The sequence below is a fragment of the Streptomyces sp. NPDC028722 genome (assembly GCF_040637655.1).
Taxonomy (GTDB): domain Bacteria; phylum Actinomycetota; class Actinomycetes; order Streptomycetales; family Streptomycetaceae; genus Streptomyces.
Genome location: NZ_JBEZWU010000003.1, coordinates 138,585 through 155,534 on the forward strand (window position 1 = coordinate 138,585; position 16,950 = coordinate 155,534).

Sequence of the window (16,950 nt, forward strand, 5' to 3'; positions counted from 1 at the left end):
GGGAGGATCGAGGAAACCATGACCGAGCACTCCGACCGTCACCCCGAGCGCCACGGCTACTCGGAGGAGGACGTCCAGCGGGAAGTCACCGAGCTGGAGGGCAAGTCCGCCACGGCGGCCCGCATCTTCGACCTGCGCCGCATCATCGGCGGCCTGTTCGTGATCTACGGCATCATCGTCACGATCACCGGAATCACCGACTCCCAGGCCGCGATCGACAAGGCCGAGGGCGTCAACATCAACCTGTGGACCGGCATCGGCATGCTGCTGCTGGGCATCTTCTTCCTGGGCTGGCTGAAGCTGCGGCCGACTCCTCCGGCGGTTCCCCCGGAGGGGCTGCCGGAGGAGAAGGAGTAATCACCGGCCGTCTCCCGGGCGCGGGTGCGTGGGCGCTGGGCGCGCAGCTCCCCGCGCCCCTTCCGGGGCGTCGGTGTCAGGGGTGGGAGTCCGGGGCGGGGCGGAAAGCGGCCGCGCGGTCCAGCAGGCCCGTGCGGGCGGCCAGGGCCGCCGCCTCCAGGCGTGACCCCACCCCGAGCTTCATCAGCACCCGCTGCACATGCGTCCGCGCGGTGCTCGGGGCGATGCCCATGCCCGCCGCGATCAGCCGGGTGTCCTCCCCGTCGGCCACCCTGACGAGCACCTCCACCTCCCGCGGCGTCAGCATCTCCAGGAGCCGCTGCGCCTCGTCGTCGGGCTGTGCGGCGGGGTTCAGCAGCTCGGCGAAGGCCTGCTGGAGCAGCTGCGGAGCCACCGCGGCCTCACCGGCCCGGGCCTTGCCGATGGCCCGCTCGACGCCCTCGATCCGCTCGTCGTGCCGCACGTATCCCGACGCGCCCGCGGCGAAGGCCGCCGCGATCCCGCGCGGTGAGGGCACCGGGCCCAGCACCAGCACCGCCACCTGCGGCCGTTCCCGCTTGATCTTCACCACCGGGTCGAAGATCCCCGGCTCGGCCGGGGCCGCCGTGCCCAGCAGGCACACCTCGGGCACCCGTGCGATCACCAGATCAGCCGCGCCCGCGGCCGGTGCCGCCGCGGCCAGCACCCGGTGACCGCGCAGCTTCAGTGCCGACGCCAGCGCCTCCGCGAGCAGGCGGTGGTCGTCGACGACCACGAGCCGCACTCCCATAGAGCAAACCCCCCAGACCCCCAGGCACCCCCGCCCTTCATGCCCCCGGAAGCTACACGCTTGTTCGACGTCGCGCTGCCCGTCTCACCGAGAAGTGCCCCGGATCGATGAAATCCGGGGCACTTCTCGGCAAGTCACTCATTCGGGTGACGCGGATGACGGGGTCGGGGCCGGGTCAGCCGTCCGTGCCGAACGCCATCAGCAGGTACTCCTTGCCGTACGCCGAGTCCGTCTTGTGGGCGAAGACGGCCGACATGTACAGGCGGCCCTTGCCGAAGAGGATCTCCGCGTACTCGGGCAGCAGGCCGCTCTCGCCCTGGTGCACGCTGCGCGTGCCGGGGTTCTCCAGCAGCTTGGTCGTGCTCAGCGAATCACCGTCGATGCTGACGACCTGGCCGCCCTTGTTCCACGGCGGCGCCATGTAGGCGAGGAGGTTGCCGCCGTCCATGCGCAGCGGGGAGAGCGTGTAGCCGTCGCCGGCCTCGGCGCGGCCGCGGGCCGGCTTGCCGGTGGTCAGGTCGAAGGCGACGATCTCGTTGGTCTTGTCGTACTGGCCGGAGCCGTCGTGGACCTCGGTCGGCAGGTACAGCCTGCCGTGGCCGGCGGCGATCTGCCGGCACCCCTCGATGCGGGTGATGCCGTCGCAGTGGCCGCCGTACGTGTCGCCGGGCGCGGAGATGCGGGCGAGGAGCCGGCCGGTCCTGCCGTCGATGGAGAAGTAGTCCGAGACGCCGCTGCCGTCGCCCGCGCTGTCGCCGACGTCGGCCGCGATCACGAGCGGGTCGGTGGAGACGACGGAGGCGTACTCGACGCCCGCGGGCATCTTGTACTCGGAGATCACCTTCCCGGTCTTCGGGTCGATGGTCTGGATGTGCAGCTGCCGGTTGTCGTACGCGCCGCACTTGCGGACCGCGACCAGCCGGGTGCCGCCGCCGTAGCCCGCGTCGTAGCAGGTGTCGTCCGGCTTGGGCTGCCACAGGACCTTGCCGGAGCCGATGTCGAACGCGGCACCGCCGTCGGAACTGCCGACCGCGACGGTGTGCTGGGCGACCGTCACGTTCTGGAAGGTGATCGGGATGTCACCGGTCTTGATCGACTTCGTCCACAGCTTGGTGCCCGCGGTGAGGTCGACCGCGGCGACCTCGCTGCATCCCGCCGTCCTGTCCTTGGTGGGCATCTTCGGCTGGAACGTGATCGCGGTCAGGCCGTCGGAGGTGACATGACTGCTGGCCGCGCAGACCGGCCCCGGGAGCTTGAGCGTCCACAGCTTCGTGCCCTTGGCCGGGTCGTAGCCGACGATCTCGGCGATGCCGCTCTTGGCGTACACCGTGTCGGTCAGCCACGAGCCGGTGGTGCCGATCGTGTCGTCGGTCCGGGGCATCGGCACCTGGAAGAGCACCTTGGCCGCGGTGTCCGCCGGCGCCTTCTCCTTGCCGCCACCGCCCGAGGTGCCCCCGGAGGTACCCGCACCGTTCTTGCCGCCGGAGGAGGCGGTGTCGTGCTTCTTGCCGTCGTCGCCGGAGGACCGGGCGTACCAGACGCCGCCGCCGATGATCAGCGCGATGGCGACGACCGCCGCGACGACGATGAGCAGCGCGGTGTTGTTCCGCCCGCCGCCCTTCCCGGGCTGGGGCTGCATCGGCACGGTCACCGGCTGGCCGGGGTAGCCGGGCTGGCCCGGATAGCCGTAGCCCGGGGGCGTGGGCTGGGCGTACGGGTTGTGCTGTGCGCCGGGGTAGCCGTAACCGGGCTGGGCCGGTGGCTGGGGATAGCCGTAGCCGGGCTGGGCCGGTGGCTGGGGATAGCCGTAGCCGGGCTGGGCCGGTGGCTGCGGGGGCGCCGGCTGGGGGTAGCCGTAGCCGGGCGGCGGGGCCTGCGGGGGCTGGTTCGGCGGCTGCGGGGGCTGGTTGGGGGGCGGCGGGGGCGGCTGGGTCATGGCGCGGGTACCTCGGGGACGGTCGGGCGGCCGGACGGCGCAGGGGAACTGGGCAGGACGGGCGGGACGCCGGGAACAGGCACCGGGCTCAGTTGCCGAAGACCATGATCAGCTTCTCCTTCGAGGCGTCGTTGCCGGACAGCCGGCCCGAGGAGACGAAGAGCCGCCCGCCGGACCAGTCGACGACACCGTCGTAGAAGGAGTTCTCGGCGTCGGCGCCGCCCTGCGGGTTCCGCAGCAGCCTGGTCGTGCTGTGGGAGGAACCGGTGAGCGGGACCGAGACCACCTGGCCGCCCGCGTCGTACGACGGCCGCACGTACGCGACGAGCTTGCCGTCCTCGATCTTCACGGGGGTCATCGGCTCGTTCGCCGGGGACTTGACCCGCCACTTCGCCTTGCCGTCCGAGAGGCTGATCGCGACGATCTCGTTGGCGCTCGTGGTGGTGTCGGTGGGCAGGTACAGCGTGTCGGCGTCGGCCACGACACCCTGGCAGCCCTGGAGTTCGCGTTCGAGGATCGCCCAGCCGCAGCGGGGGGCGAACTTCTCGTCCACCTTGACCTCCGAACGGAACGCGCCGCCCTTGGTGAAGGTGGAGATGTTCCAGGCCTTCTTCTCCCGGTTGGTCAGATAGACCACGAGCGGGTCCACGGAGTAGGCCCGGGAGACCTCCCAGCCCTTCTTGACCGGCCGGGTCCAGCGGACCTTGCCGGTGGCCGGGTCGAGTTCCTGGATCTCCTCGTGCTCGTCACCGGTGCCCACCCCGCAGGAGGCCACCTGGATCAGCCGCCCGGTGCCGCCCGCGAACGCGGCCGGGAAGCAGGCCTCGCCGTACCGCTTCTTGTCGTACAGCTTCTTGCCGCTGTCGATGTCGTACGCCGTGCCCGACTGGGAGCGGCCCACCATCAGCGTCCTGCCGCTCACGCTCAGTTCGACGGTGAGCGCACTGTCGAACAGCCCGCCGTCGGCCACCTCGCCGCTCCAGCCCTTCTCGCCGGTGGCGAGGTCGAGCTGCTGGAGCTGGTTGCACTTGGCGCGGTCGCTGCCGCCGCTCATGTACGCCACGACGACCTTGTCGTCGGCCGACTTCTGCGGGGTGACCGCGCATATCTTCTGCGGGAAGGCGACCGGCCCCCAGGCGGTCTTCCCGTCCTGCGTGCCGAAGGCGAAGACCTGCTTGTACGCCGCCTTCACCACCGTGTCGCCGCTGACCCACAGGCCGGGCGCGTCGGCGCCCGACGCCGGGGCGTCCGGCGCCGGCTTGTACCAGAGCACCTTCGCGTCACCGGCCTGCCGGCCCTCGTTGAGGTGCTCCGGGTCGTCACCGGCCACGGCCGCGGTGGGCGTGCCGGAGGCGGACTGCTTCGGGTCGTCGCTGCCCTGGGCCACGGGCTTCTTCGGGCCTCCGCCACCGCCGTCGCCGGAGGTGACCGCGTACACCGTGCCGCCGATGACGAGCAGCGCCGCGACCGCCGCGCCGATGATCAGCGCCGTCTTCTTCCGGGAGGCGGGCTTGCCCGGGCCGCCCGGGAAGGGCCCGCCGGGTGCGCCGGGGTACGGCGGCTGCTGCGGGTGCCCGTAACCGGGCTGCGGTCCGGCGTACGGGCCGGGCTGCTGCGGGGGTTGGGGGTAGCCGTAGGGGCCCGGGGCACCGGCGTACGGGCCCGGCTGCTGGGGGTAGCCGTACCCCGGCTGGGGCTGCGGCGGGGGACCGGCGGGCGGCGGCGGAGCACCGAACCCGCCCTGCGGCGGCGGGGCTTGCGGAGCACCGAAACCACCCTGCGCGGGCGGAGTCTGCGGGGCACCGAAACCACCCTGCGCGGGCGGAGTCTGCGGGGCACCGAAACCACCCTGCGCGGGCGGAGTCTGCGGGGCTCCGGCGCCGCGCTGGACCGGCGGGGCCTCAGGAGCACCGAAACCGCCCTGGGCCGGCGGGGCTTCGGGGGTGCCGGGGGCGCCCTGGGTCGGTGGAGTCTGCGGAGGGCCGGAACCGCCGGGCTGCGGCGGCTGGTCCTGCGGTGCTCCGAACCCGCCCTGCGGCGGCTGGTCGGGCGGCTGAGTCATCAGCGCTCTTCCCCCTCGTTCACTGATTTTTAGCCACGCCCTGAGGTTCGTGACGGACCCAAGGTCGTACTGAGTCGGTTCTCGGACGGCTCTTTCTATCACCCGGCACCGACAGCGCACGGGCCCGCGCCCCCCGCTGTTCCCAAGGGAGGACGGGCCCGTGACGCCCTTGTTATGCGCCTTCACGCGCCCTTCACGCAGGGCGCGCGACGGCGTCGTACGCGGCCGGCACGCGGCTGGATCGCGCCGTGCGTACGCACCGCGCGTACGCGCCACGCACCGTGCGGGCGCGCTACGCGTCCTCGGCCAGTTCCAGCCAGCGCAGCTCCAGTTCCTCGCGCTCCCCGGCGAGGTCCCGCAGCCGGGTGTCGAGTTCGGCCACCTTCGCGAAGTCGGTGGCGTTGTCGGCGATCTGGGCGTGCAGCGTGGACTCCTTCTCGGAGATCTTGTCCAACTGGCGCTCGATCTTCTGGAGTTCCTTCTTGGCGACGCGCTGGTCGGCGGCGCTGCGCTCCGTGGTGACCGGCTTGGGCGCCGCGGTGGCGGTCTGCGCGGCGACCGTCTCCTCCATGCGCCGGCGCCGCTCCAGGTACTCGTCGATGCCGCGCGGCAGCATCCGCAGGGCGCCGTCGCCGAGGAGGGCGAACACGCGGTCCGTGGTGCGCTCCACGAAGAACCGGTCGTGGGAGATGACGATCATCGAGCCGGGCCAGCCGTCGAGGACGTCCTCCAGCTGGGTGAGGGTCTCGATGTCGAGGTCGTTGGTGGGCTCGTCCAGGAAGAGGACGTTGGGCTCGTCCATGAGGAGCCGCAGCAGCTGGAGCCGCCTGCGCTCACCGCCGGAGAGGTCCCCCACCGGGGTCCACTGCTTCTCCTTGTTGAAGCCGAACGTCTCGCACAGCTGCCCGGCGGTCATCTCGCGCCCCTTGCCGAGGTCGACGCGCTCGCGGACCTGCTGCACCGCTTCCAGGACCCGCAGGGCCGGATCGAGTTCGGAGACCTCCTGGGAGAGGTAGGCGAGCTTGACGGTCCGGCCGACGGCGACACGGCCGCCCGCCGGCTGGGTCTCGCCCTCCGTGCGGGCCGCCGCCGCCATCGCGCGCAGCAGGGAGGTCTTGCCGGCGCCGTTGACGCCGACGAGGCCGATCCGGTCGCCCGGGCCGAGCTGCCAGGTGATGTGCTTGAGCAGCACCTTGGGTCCGGCCTGCACGGTGACGTCCTCGAGGTCGAAGACGGTCCTGCCCAGCCGGGAGGAGGCGAACTTCATCAGCTCGCTGCTGTCCCGGGGCGGCGGCACGTCCGCGATCAGCTCGTTGGCGGCCTCGACGCGGAAGCGGGGCTTGGACGTCCGCGCGGGCGCGCCGCGCCGCAGCCAGGCCAGCTCCTTGCGGACCAGGTTCTGCCGCTTGGTCTCCTCCGTGGCGGCGATCCGCTCCCGTTCCGCGCGCGCGAAGACGTAGTCGGAGTAGCCGCCCTCGTACTCGTACACGTCACCGCGCTGCACGTCCCACATGCGGGTGCAGACCTGGTCCAGGAACCACCGGTCGTGCGTCACGCAGACGAGCGCCGAGCGCCGGTTGCGCAGGTGCTCGGCGAGCCAGGCGATGCCCTCGACGTCGAGGTGGTTGGTGGGCTCGTCGAGGACGACCAGGTCCGGTTCCTCGATGAGCAGCTTGGCGAGCGCGATCCGGCGCCGCTCGCCACCGGACAGCGGCCCGATCACGGTGTCGAGGCCCTTGGGGAACCCGGGCAGGTCGAGCCCGCCGAACAGCCCGGTCAGCACGTCCCTGACCTTGGCGTTGCCGGCCCACTCGTGGTCGGCCAGGTCGCCGATGACCTCGTGGCGGACGGTGGCGGCGGGGTCGAGGGAGTCGTGCTGGGTGAGTACGCCCAGGCGCAGCCCGCCGGAGTGCGTGACCCGCCCGGTGTCGGCGTCCTCCAGCTTGGCGAGCATCCGGATGAGGGTGGTCTTGCCGTCGCCGTTGCGTCCGACGACGCCGATCCGGTCCCCCTCCGACACACCGAGCGAGACGCCGTCCAGCAGGGCACGGGTGCCGTACACCTTGCTGACGTTCTCGACATTGACCAGGTTGACGGCCATTTCACTCCTGTGCGCGGGGGTCGGTCAGCCTTCTAGCGTAGGCCTTCGGGGGGTGGATGCGTGGTGCGCGGGGATGCTCCTTCGAGCCTCATTCAGAGGACGGTCGCCCCCGGCACGGGGCCCGCCGCCGTCCGTACCGACCGGCACGTTCCCGAGGCGCGCAGCGCCCGCGCGATCCGCTCCGCCGACTCGGTGTCGCGCGCCAGGAACGCGGTCGTGGGCCCGGAGCCCGAGACCAGCGCGGTGAGCGCGCCCGCCGCGCGGCCCGCGGCCAGGGTGTCGGCCAGTCCGGGGAACAGGGACAGGGCCGCGGGCTGGAGGTCGTTGGAGACGGCCGCCGCCAGCGCCGCCGGGTCGCCCTTGGCGAGCGCCTCCAGGAGGTCCGCGGAGGCGACCGGTGCGGGGATGTCCCGGCCGTGTGCCAGCCGGTCGAACTCCCGGAAGACCGCCGGCGTGGACAGGCCCCGCCCGGCCATCGCGAACACCCAGTGGAAGGTGCCGCCGACCTCCAGGGCGGTCAGCCGCTCGCCGCGCCCGACGCCGAGGGCGGCGCCGCCGACCAGGCTGAACGGCACATCGCTGCCGAGTTCGGCGCAGAGGTCGAGGAGCTCGGTGCGGGAGGCGCCCGTACCCCACAGGGCGTCGCAGGCGAGCAGCGCGCCCGCGCCGTCCGCGCTGCCGCCCGCCATGCCGCCGGCCACCGGGATGTCCTTGGCGATGTGGACGTGCACGGCCGGTTCGATGCCCCGGCGCCCGGCGAGGGCGAGGGCCGCGCGCGCGGCGAGGTTGGTGCGGTCCAGCGGTACCTGGTCGGCGTCCGGGCCGGCGCAGGTGACGCGCAGCTCGTCGGCCGGGGTGACGGTGACCTCGTCGTACAGGCCGACGGCAAGGAAGACGTTGGCGAGGTCGTGGAACCCGTCGGGGCGGGCGGCGCCCACCGCTAGCTGGACGTTGACCTTGGCGGGGACACGGACCGTGACGCTCACTGCTGACCGGGCTCCTTGAGGGACGAAGGCTGTACGGGGCGGTGCGGGCTGTGCGGGCTGTAGGCGGTGCGGGCCGTACGGGGCGGCGCGGGGCGGTGCGGCGGTGCCGGGGCCGCCCGGTGTCGCCGAGGGTGCCGGCGGCTGAGGGGTCGCCGCGCGCCGCCGGCGTCGGGTGCCGTGGGCGCTAACCGGCCTGCCGGGCGGCGTCCCCGGCGTCGCGGTGCTCGGCGATGCGGGCGAACTCCTCCACCGTCAGGGCCTCCCCGCGGGCCTGCGGCGACACCCCGGCCGCGACCAGGGCCGCCTCGGCCGCCGCCGCGGACCCGGCCCAGCCGGCGAGCGCCGCCCGCAGCGTCTTGCGGCGCTGGGCGAAGGCCGCGTCGATCACCCGGAAGACCTGGTCCTTGGCGGCGGTCGTCCGGACCGGCTCGGTCCGCCGGACGAGGGAGACCAGCCCGCTGTCCACGTTCGGCGCGGGCCAGAAGACGTTGCGCCCGATGGCCCCGGCCCGCTTCACCTCGGCGTACCAGTTGGCCTTCACGGACGGCACGCCGTACACCTTGTTGCCCGGCGCGGCGGCGAGCCGGTCGGCGACCTCGGACTGCACCATCACCAGCGTCCGCTCGATGCTCGGGAAGGTGTCGAGCATGTGCAGCAGCACGGGGACGGCGACGTTGTACGGCAGGTTCGCCACCAGGGCCGTCGGCGCGGGGCCGGGCAGTCCGGTGACGTGCATCGCGTCGGAGTGGACCAGCGCGAACCGGTCGGCGCGCTCCGGCATGCGCGTGGCGATGGTGGCGGGCAGCGCGGCGGCCAGGACGTCGTCGATCTCGACGGCGGTGACGCGGTCCGCGACCTCCAGCAGGGCGAGGGTGAGGGAGCCGAGCCCGGGGCCGACCTCGACGACCACGTCGTCGGGGCGGACGCCGGCGGTCCGGACGATCCGGCGGACCGTGTTGGCGTCGATCACGAAGTTCTGGCCGCGCTGCTTGGTGGGACGGACACCGAGTGCTGCGGCGAGTTCACGGATGTCGGCCGGGCCGAGGAGGGCGTCGGGGAGGGGGCTGCTCACGGGACAAGGGTACGGGGGCGGCACCGGCCCTCTCACCAGGCGCCCGGTGCCCGCTCGTGCCCGCCCCCGCCGCCTACGTGTGCAGGCGTGCTCCGCAGTGCGGCCAGGGGGTCGCGCCGCGGTTCAGGTACAGCTTCTTCGCGCGGTACGTCTGCTCCTCCGCCGGTGCGTCCTGCGGGCGTCCGTTGCCGCCGAGGCTGTGCCAGGTGTGCGCGTCGAACTGGTACAGGCCGCCGTACGTCCCCGAGGGGTCGACCGCGTGTGGCCGGCCGCCGGACTCGCAGGCGGCGAGGCCGTGCCAGTTCAGGCGGTCGGCGCCGGCCACGGAGGCGGGCCGCGCCCTGGTGCCCACCCGCACCACCTGCGGGCGCGGCCCGCGCACCAGCTCGGTCCGCTCCCGGCGGGGTCTCTCCCGCACCCCGTTGACGGTGCGCAGCAGATACGTCGTCCGGCGCAGCCCGGGCCGGCCGGGCCGGGCGATGACCTCGGTGCCCCGGAACAGGGTGGGGTCCTCCACGCGCCGGACGCCGAACGCGATCTGTTCCTCGCGGACCTCCCGGACGCCGCTGATCCGCAGCACGGTCACCGTCTGCCCGTCGCGCGGGAAGCTGTCCGGCAGGACGGAGAGGGCGTCCTGGCCGCGCAGCGTGATCCCGGCCTCCTCGACCGCCTCGCGGACGGTGGCCGCGTTGGTGCGGACGGTCCGGGTCCGGCCGTCCGCGAGGACGGTGACGGCGCGCTCGGTGCGCACGTCGAGGGCGAGCCCGGTGCGTCCGATGGGCCGAGAGCGGGAGGCCGAGAGGTAGGCGCCCTCGGCGCGCACCCCCAGCTCGTCCAGCGCGCCCTCCACCGTGTGCGCCGTCGTCCACACCTCGCGTGGCCGGCCGTCCAGGGTGAGCCGGACGGGGCGGCCGTACCGCACCGCGACCGCGTCGCCGCTGTGGAGGGCCGTGCCGGGGGCGGGCGCGATCATGTCGTGCGCTCCCACCCGTACGCCCTCCTCGGCGAGGAGGCCGCCCACGTCGTCGGCGAAGGTGTGCAGGACGCGCTGTCGGCCGTCGACGCGCAGGTCGACGGCCTTGTCCTCGGCGACGAAGGCGGTGGTGCCGCCGGCCAGGAAGGCCACGACCAGTGCCTGCGGCAGCAGGCGGCGCATGGCGGAGTCGGGGCGCTCGGTGTAGCGGGCCCTGCGCCGGCGCGTGGCCCGCCCGTCCGTTCCGGCGCGCGCGCCCGGCTCGTCCACCGGCGCCGGCGGGAGCGTGAGGGTGGGCGTGGGCGCCGCCGGGGGCGGGGCCGTCCGGGTCTCGTACGCGGGCCGGTAGGTGTCGTCGTACGCGACCCCGTAGACCGGGACCGGGACCCCGTACGTCACCGTCTTCGCGTCGTGCGGGCCGGGCCACGCGCCGCCGGGCGCGCCGGGCGGCGCGCCGCTGGGGCCGTACGCCTCTTGGGTCTCGTACTGCGATGTGCTCACGCCGACACGCTCCAGAGGGCCACAGGGGTCCGGATCGGGCCCCCAGAACCTAGCGGAGCGCCGGTCACTCTCCAAAGCGGCGCGACTACAGTGTGTCGCGGCGGGCGGGTGGTTCAGTACCCGAAGGCACGGGCGGTGTTCGCGCTCAGGGCCGTCGCCAGCGTGTCCTCGTCGGTGCCACGCACGGCGGCCATGGCGCGGACCGTGACCGGGACGAGGTACGGCGCGTTGGGCCGTCCGCGGTACGGCGCCGGGGTCAGGAAGGGGGCGTCGGTCTCCACGAGGACCAGCTCCGCCGGGGCGGCGGCGAGCGCGTCCCGCAGGTTCTGGGCGTTCTTGAAGGTGACGTTGCCTGCGAAGGACATGTAGTAGCCCGCGCGGGCGCAGATCCCGGCCATCTCGGCGTCGCCGGAGTAGCAGTGGAAGACGGTGCGCTCGGGGGCGCCCTCCTCCTTGAGGATGCGCAGGACGTCGGCGTGGGCGTCGCGGTCGTGGATGACGAGTGTCTTGCCGTGCCGCTTGGCGATCTCGATGTGGGCGCGGAACGACCGCTCCTGCGCGGCCTTGCCCTCGGGTCCGGTGCGGAAGTGGTCCAGGCCGGTCTCGCCGACGCCCTTGACCTGGGGCAGCCCGGCCAGCCGGTCGATCTCGGCGAGGGCCTCGTCCAGCGCCGCGTCGCCGCCCGGGGTGCGGGCGCCCTGCCGGGACCAGCCGTCGGGGTCGCCGTGGACGATCCGCGGGGCCTCGTTGGGGTGGAGGGCGACGGTGGCGTGGACGGACTCGAACGCCGCCGCGGTCTCGGCGGCCCACTGCGAACCCTTGATGTCGCAGCCGACCTGGACGACCGTCGTGACCCCCACCGAGGCGGCCTTCGCCAGAGCCTCCTCGACGGTGCCGGACTGCATGTCGAGATGGGTGTGCGAGTCGGCGACGGGCACCTGGAGGGGTGCCGGAAGCGGTGGTGCCGCGTTGCGGTCGTCCGTGGGGCCGCGGCCGGTGTTCGAAGGCATGCCCCGATCCTACGAAAGGGGCGGCCCCGTGCGGGCCGCTGCTCCGGTCAGCTCGCCCTGCGCTGGAACGGGTGCAGGAGGTCGGACAGGTGCCAGTGGTGCGGCTGCCCGGCCGGCGCCCCCTGTCCGGGCATGTGCGGCGCCTCGGCCGGACCGGCCTGCGGCACCTGGTGCTGCTGCCGCTCGGCCGCGCTGCGCACCGAGGAGACCTGGCCCGCGCGCATGATCCGTACGACGTGGCCGTCGCAGTTCTGGCAGCCCGGCCGGCTCAGCGGCGACGGCACGACCCGCCCGTCGGCCACGTACCGCACGAACTTCTCCCCCTGCGCGTCCGTGTGGTGCTCTATCTCGTACGACTGTTCCCAGCCGTGCCCGCAGCGCATGCAGGCGAACGAGTACGACTCGTGAACGACCGCCGTGGCCGTGCCGTGGAGGCCGGTCAGCCCCGCGTTCTCACTCATGCCAGCTCCCTTGTGGACGGGTGCGTCCTTGCGACCAGTGGACTGCGCCACCGGCCTGAACGCATCGGGTCTGCCGAGTGTTGGAGCCGATTTGGGCGGGGCTTGCCCAAGCACCGCGGATGAGGCGCGTGGGCTTTGCCTGGCCCGTCAGCCCTTTGCCGTCCTATGGGGCGTGAAGTGCGCGGACCGGCTCATTCCCCGGCGCGCTTGGCGGCGACCACGGCGTCGAAGACCACGCGCTTGGGCAGCCCCGCCTCCGCCGCGACGGCCGCGATGGCCTCCTTGCGGGGCTCGCCCGCCTCCTCGCGGTCCCGGACCCGGCGGACCAGCTCCGCGGGGCCGACCTCCTCGGGCCCGGTGTCGGGGGCGCCCTCGACCACGACGGTGATCTCACCGCGCACGCCCTCCGCGGCCCACCGCGCCAGCTCGTCCAGCGGGCCGCGCCGCACCTCCTCGTACGTCTTGGTCAGCTCGCGGCAGACGGCGGCCCGCCGGCCGGCGCCGAAGACCTCGGCCATCGCGGCGAGGGTGTCGTCGAGCCGGTGCGGGGCCTCGAAGTAGACGAGGGTCCGCCGTTCGTCCGCGACCTCGCGCAGCCGGGACAGCCGCTCGCCGGCCTTGCGCGGCAGGAAGCCCTCGAAGCAGAACCGGTCGACGGGCAGCCCGGACAGGGCGAGCGCGGTCAGCACGGCGGACGGACCGGGTACGGCGGTGACCCGGATGTCCCGCTCGACGGCCGCGGCGACCAGCCGGTACCCCGGGTCGGACACCGACGGCATGCCGGCGTCGGTCACCAGCAGGACGCGGGCCCCGCCGAGCAAATCCTCGACCAGCTCGGGGGTGCGGGCGGACTCGTTGCCCTCGAAGTAGGAGACCACGCGGCCCTTGGGGGTGACGCCCAGCGCCTGGGTGAGCCGGCGCAGCCGCCGGGTGTCCTCGGCGGCGACGACGTCGGCGCCGGCCAGTTCCGCGACGAGCCGGGGCGGCGCGTCCGCGACGTCGCCGATGGGGGTACCTGCGAGGACAAGGGTTCCAGTCACGCCCCCATCCTCCCAGGAGTCGCGGGCCCGGTTCCGGGCGCCCGGCGGCCGGGGAGCACGACCGTGTCCCGACCGGTACCGCGCTTGCACGGGACTCCCACAGCACGGTTCCCTACGATGGCGCGGTGACCAGTACCGCGTCCTCCATGGACCTCCGGCAGGGGCAGGCGCCGCACGACCGGCGGCCGTCGTGGCAGCAGCGGCTGCGCCGCTTCGGGTACGCGCCGCCCGCGGACGCGCCCACGGGCGACGTACGCGACCGGCTGGTGCCGCCGTACGCCGGGCCGGGCCCCCGGCTGTGGCGGGTGTTCGGCGTGCCGCCGGTCCTGGCCGACCGGATCACCCGCTGGTCGGGCTGGGGCGGGCCGCTGCTGGTGACCTTGATGGCGGGCCTGATGCGGTTCTGGAACCTGGGCCGGCCGGATCAGGTGATATTCGACGAGACGTACTACGCGAAGGACGCCTGGGCGATCGTCCACCGCGGTTTCGAGGTCAGCTGGGACAAGTACGGCAAGACCGCCAACGACCTGGTGCTGCAACAGCACGACCGGATCGGGCTCCCGACGGATCCGTCGTACGTCGTGCATCCGCCGGTCGGCAAGTACGTCATCGGGCTGGGCGAGCTGGTGTTCGGGTTCGACCCGTTCGGCTGGCGGTTCATGACGGCACTGCTGGGGACGCTGAGCGTGCTGCTGCTGTGCCGGATCGGGCGCCGGATGTTCCGCTCGACGTTCCTGGGCTGCCTCGCGGGCGCGCTGATGGCGGTGGACGGGCTGCACTTCGTGATGAGCCGGACCTCGCTGCTCGACGGGGTGCTGATGTTCTTCGTGGTGGCCGCGTTCGGCTGCCTCGTCATCGACCGGGACCGGGCCCGGGAACGGCTGGCCGCCGCGCTGCCCGTGGACCCGGACGGCCGGGTCCGCCCCGACGGGCACGTCGCCGACACCTTCCGCTTCGGTCTGCGGCCCTGGCGCTGGGCCGCCGGGCTGATGCTGGGCCTGGCCGTCGGCACCAAGTGGAACGGCCTGTACGTGCTGGCCGCGTTCTGTGTGATGACCGTCCTGTGGGACGTCGGCACCCGCAGGGTGGCGGGCGCCCGACGCCCGTACGCCGCCGTCCTCAAGTACGACACCGGCCTCGCCTTCGTGGCGACCGTCCCGGTGGCCCTCGTCGTCTACGTGGCCTCCTGGACGGGCTGGATCCTCTCCGCGACCGACGGCACCGGCGGCTACTACCGCAACTGGGCGGCCACCGAGGGCAGGGGCGGCACCTGGTCCTTCCTGCCGGACTGGCTGCGCAGCCTGTGGCACTACGAGCACGAGGTGTACGAGTTCCACCTGCACCTGTCGCAGCCGCACACGTACCAGTCCAACCCGTGGAGCTGGATCGTGCTGGGCCGCCCGGTGTCGTACTTCTACGAGTCCCCCTCCCCCGGCGCCGACGGCTGCCCCGTGGACGCGGGCCAGAAGTGCGCCCGCGAGGTCCTCGCGCTCGGCACGCCCCTGCTGTGGTGGGCGGGCTGCTTCGCGCTCGCCTACGTCCTGTGGCGGTGGGCGTTCCGCCGGGACTGGCGGGCCGGCGCCATCGCCTGCGGCATCGCGGCGGGCTACCTCCCCTGGTTCCTGTACCAGGAGCGCACGATCTTCCTCTTCTACGCGGTCGTCTTCCTGCCCTTCCTGTGCCTGGCGGTGGCCATGATGACCGGCGCGGTGATCGGCCCACCGGGCTCGACCGACACCCGCCGCGTGATCGGCGCGTCGGCGGCGGGCGTCCTGGTCCTGCTGATCGCCTGGAACTTCATCTACTTCTGGCCCCTGTACACGGGCACGGCGATCCCCCTCGACTCCTGGCGGTCGCGGATGTGGCTGGACACGTGGGTCTGAGTCACGGTTCTGACACGATCCGTTGCGGAGGCTTCCCCGCCGCATAGAGTGCCTCCGGCAACCTGTTTTTGAACGCGTTCAGGAAACCGGGCGCGGCAGGGGCCCGACGGGGACACGGGGAGGAGCGCGCGGTGCGCAGGGGAGTCAAGGCCGGGGTCATAGGCGGCGTGTGCGCGGTGGTGCTGGGCGGTGGCGGTTACGGGGCCTACAGCCTGCTGACCGCTCTGGACGGCGACGGGGGCGGCGGTGCCGTGGCGGTGAGGACCGGGCCGCCCGACGCCGCCGAGGTCAAGGAGGCGACCGCGCGGTTCTTCGCCGCCTGGGAGAAGGGCGACGCGGCGACCGCCGCCTCGTACACGACCTTCCCGGAGGCGGCCCGGCAGTTGCTGACGGCCTACAGCGGTGACGCGCACATCACCGAGGTGCGCGTCACCCCCGGCACGACCGCCGGCCGGACCGTGCCGTTCACGGTCACGGCCGCGGTGTCGTACGGCGGCAGGTCGCGACCGCTCACCTACCGCAGCAGGCTGACCGTCGTCCGCGGGGAGACCTCGCACCGCCCGCTGGTCGACTGGCAGCCGTCCGTGGTGCATCCCCGGCTGCGCAAGGGGGACACGCTCGTGACCGGCGAGTCGGCGGCCCCGCCGATCGAGGCCGTGGACCGCGACAACGGTGTCCTGACGAAGCAGAAGTACCCTTCCCTCAGCCCCGTGCTGGACGAGCTGCGCAAGCGGTACGGCGACAGGGCGGGCGGCCGGGCCGGTGTGGAGCTGGCCATCCGTCACGCGGGCGCGGACGGCGCGGACCGGGCCGACACGCCGCTGCTCACCCTGGTCAAGGGCAGGCCGGGCCGGCTCCGTACGACGTTCAGCGCGCGGGCGCAGACGGCGGCCGAGAAGGCCGTGGGGAAGTACCCGGACGCCTCCGTCGTGGCCGTCGAGGCGAGCACCGGCGAGATCCTGGCCGTCGCCGACCACCGCAACGACGGCTTCAGCGCGGCCCTGCTCGGCGAACGCGCGCCGGGCTCCACCATGAAGATCATCAGCGCGGCGGCCCTCATCGACACCGGCACGACCACCGCGAACGGCCCGGCCCCCTGCCCGCCGTCCGCCGTCTCGATGAGCCAGACCTTCCGCAACCTCAAGGGCCTGGCGCCGGACGACCACGCCACCCTCTCCGAGAGCTTCGCCCGCTCCTGCAACACGGCGTTCGTGAAGTTCGCGGACGAGGTGAAGCCGGACACCCTCACCCGGGAGGCCGAGGAGCGGTTCGGGCTCGGGCGGGACAACTGGCAGATCGGCGTGCCCTCCTTCGACGGCCGGGTACCCGCCGCCGGCGGCTCCGACAAGGCGGCCGGGCTGATCGGCCAGGGCCAGGTCCAGATGAGTCCGCTGAACATGGCCTCCGTGACGGCGACCGCGATGACCGGCACCTTCCGGCAGCCGGTGCTCGTGCCGCTCTCCCTGGACGGCCGCGAACCGGCACGCGCGCGTGGGCTGCCGCCGCGCACGGTCGCGCAGCTGCGCGCCATGATGAACCGCACCGCGCGCAGCGGTACCGCGGCGGGCGTGATGGCCGGGTTGAGCGGGAACGTGGGCGCGAAGACGGGTTCGGCGGAGGTCGACGGGGAGACCAGGCCGGACAGCTGGTTCGCCGGATACCGCGACGACGTGGCCGCGGCGGCGATGGTGGAGGACGGCGGCCACGGCATCGACGCGGCCGGGCCGATTGTCGCAAGCGTGCTACGGAACGCCGGCTGATGTCACCCGCGAAAACGGGGACTCTAAGGTGAATGCGGT

The 16,950-nt window shown here is 73.5% G+C and carries 13 protein-coding genes; 3 read left to right on the forward strand and 10 right to left on the reverse strand.

Translation table 11 applies throughout. The annotated features are described in order from the left end of the window. Positions 1-18 precede the first annotated feature (18 nt). Positions 19-357: a hypothetical protein gene (locus AB0F03_RS05865; protein WP_361986928.1), complete on the forward strand. Its 339-nt coding sequence runs from the start codon at positions 19-21 to the stop codon at positions 355-357. Positions 358-433: 76 nt separating this feature from the next. Here the strand turns inward: AB0F03_RS05865 and AB0F03_RS05870 are convergent, their stop codons facing one another. From AB0F03_RS05870 to rsmI, 10 genes are all read right to left on the reverse strand, one after another. Beyond that, positions 434-1,126, reverse strand: coding sequence for a response regulator transcription factor (locus AB0F03_RS05870; protein WP_361986930.1), 693 nt, complete (start codon positions 1,124-1,126; stop codon positions 434-436). Between the two features lie 175 nt (positions 1,127-1,301). Further along, a complete protein-coding gene (locus tag AB0F03_RS05875; protein WP_361986932.1) occupies positions 1,302-3,062 on the reverse strand; it encodes a PQQ-binding-like beta-propeller repeat protein in 1,761 nt (586 codons plus the stop codon). Positions 3,063-3,150: 88 nt separating this feature from the next. Next, positions 3,151-5,124: a PQQ-binding-like beta-propeller repeat protein gene (locus AB0F03_RS05880; protein WP_361986934.1), complete on the reverse strand. Its 1,974-nt coding sequence runs from the start codon at positions 5,122-5,124 to the stop codon at positions 3,151-3,153. Positions 5,125-5,416: 292 nt separating this feature from the next. Next, positions 5,417-7,225, reverse strand: coding sequence for an ABC-F family ATP-binding cassette domain-containing protein (locus AB0F03_RS05885; RefSeq protein WP_361986936.1), 1,809 nt, complete (start codon positions 7,223-7,225; stop codon positions 5,417-5,419). Positions 7,226-7,317: 92 nt separating this feature from the next. Further along, entirely contained in the window at positions 7,318-8,211 is an 894-nt protein-coding gene (locus AB0F03_RS05890) for a 4-(cytidine 5'-diphospho)-2-C-methyl-D-erythritol kinase (RefSeq protein ID WP_361986938.1), read from the reverse strand. Between the two features lie 184 nt (positions 8,212-8,395). Continuing rightward, on the reverse strand, positions 8,396-9,283 hold the full coding sequence (rsmA, locus tag AB0F03_RS05895; RefSeq protein ID WP_356817605.1) for a 16S rRNA (adenine(1518)-N(6)/adenine(1519)-N(6))-dimethyltransferase RsmA: 888 nt from the start codon (positions 9,281-9,283) through the stop codon (positions 8,396-8,398). 73 nt (positions 9,284-9,356) lie between these two features. Further along, positions 9,357-10,757, reverse strand: a complete 1,401-nt coding sequence (locus tag AB0F03_RS05900; RefSeq protein ID WP_361986940.1) for a ubiquitin-like domain-containing protein — start codon at positions 10,755-10,757, stop codon at positions 9,357-9,359. A 113-nt stretch (positions 10,758-10,870) separates the two neighbouring features. Further along, complete coding sequence (locus tag AB0F03_RS05905; protein ID WP_361986942.1) at positions 10,871-11,767, reverse strand: TatD family hydrolase; 897 nt, start codon at positions 11,765-11,767, stop codon at positions 10,871-10,873. A gap of 47 nt (positions 11,768-11,814) precedes the next feature. Then, the gene (locus tag AB0F03_RS05910; RefSeq protein ID WP_361986944.1) at positions 11,815-12,228 is read right to left on the reverse strand and encodes a hypothetical protein; all 414 of its coding nucleotides are present in this window, start codon (positions 12,226-12,228) and stop codon (positions 11,815-11,817) included. Positions 12,229-12,419: 191 nt separating this feature from the next. Beyond that, positions 12,420-13,268: a 16S rRNA (cytidine(1402)-2'-O)-methyltransferase gene (gene rsmI / locus AB0F03_RS05915; protein WP_361986945.1), complete on the reverse strand. Its 849-nt coding sequence runs from the start codon at positions 13,266-13,268 to the stop codon at positions 12,420-12,422. A gap of 125 nt (positions 13,269-13,393) precedes the next feature. On the opposite strand from rsmI, the gene AB0F03_RS05920 reads away from it, so the two are divergent. Both AB0F03_RS05920 and AB0F03_RS05925 read left to right on the forward strand, forming a co-directional pair. Then, complete coding sequence (locus AB0F03_RS05920) at positions 13,394-15,151, forward strand: phospholipid carrier-dependent glycosyltransferase (protein ID WP_361986947.1); 1,758 nt, start codon at positions 13,394-13,396, stop codon at positions 15,149-15,151. Between the two features lie 131 nt (positions 15,152-15,282). Next, positions 15,283-16,911 carry a penicillin-binding transpeptidase domain-containing protein gene (locus tag AB0F03_RS05925; protein ID WP_361986949.1) on the forward strand — a complete coding sequence of 543 codons (1,629 nt, stop codon included), beginning with the start codon at positions 15,283-15,285 and terminating at the stop codon, positions 16,909-16,911. Positions 16,912-16,950: the final 39 nt, after the last annotated feature.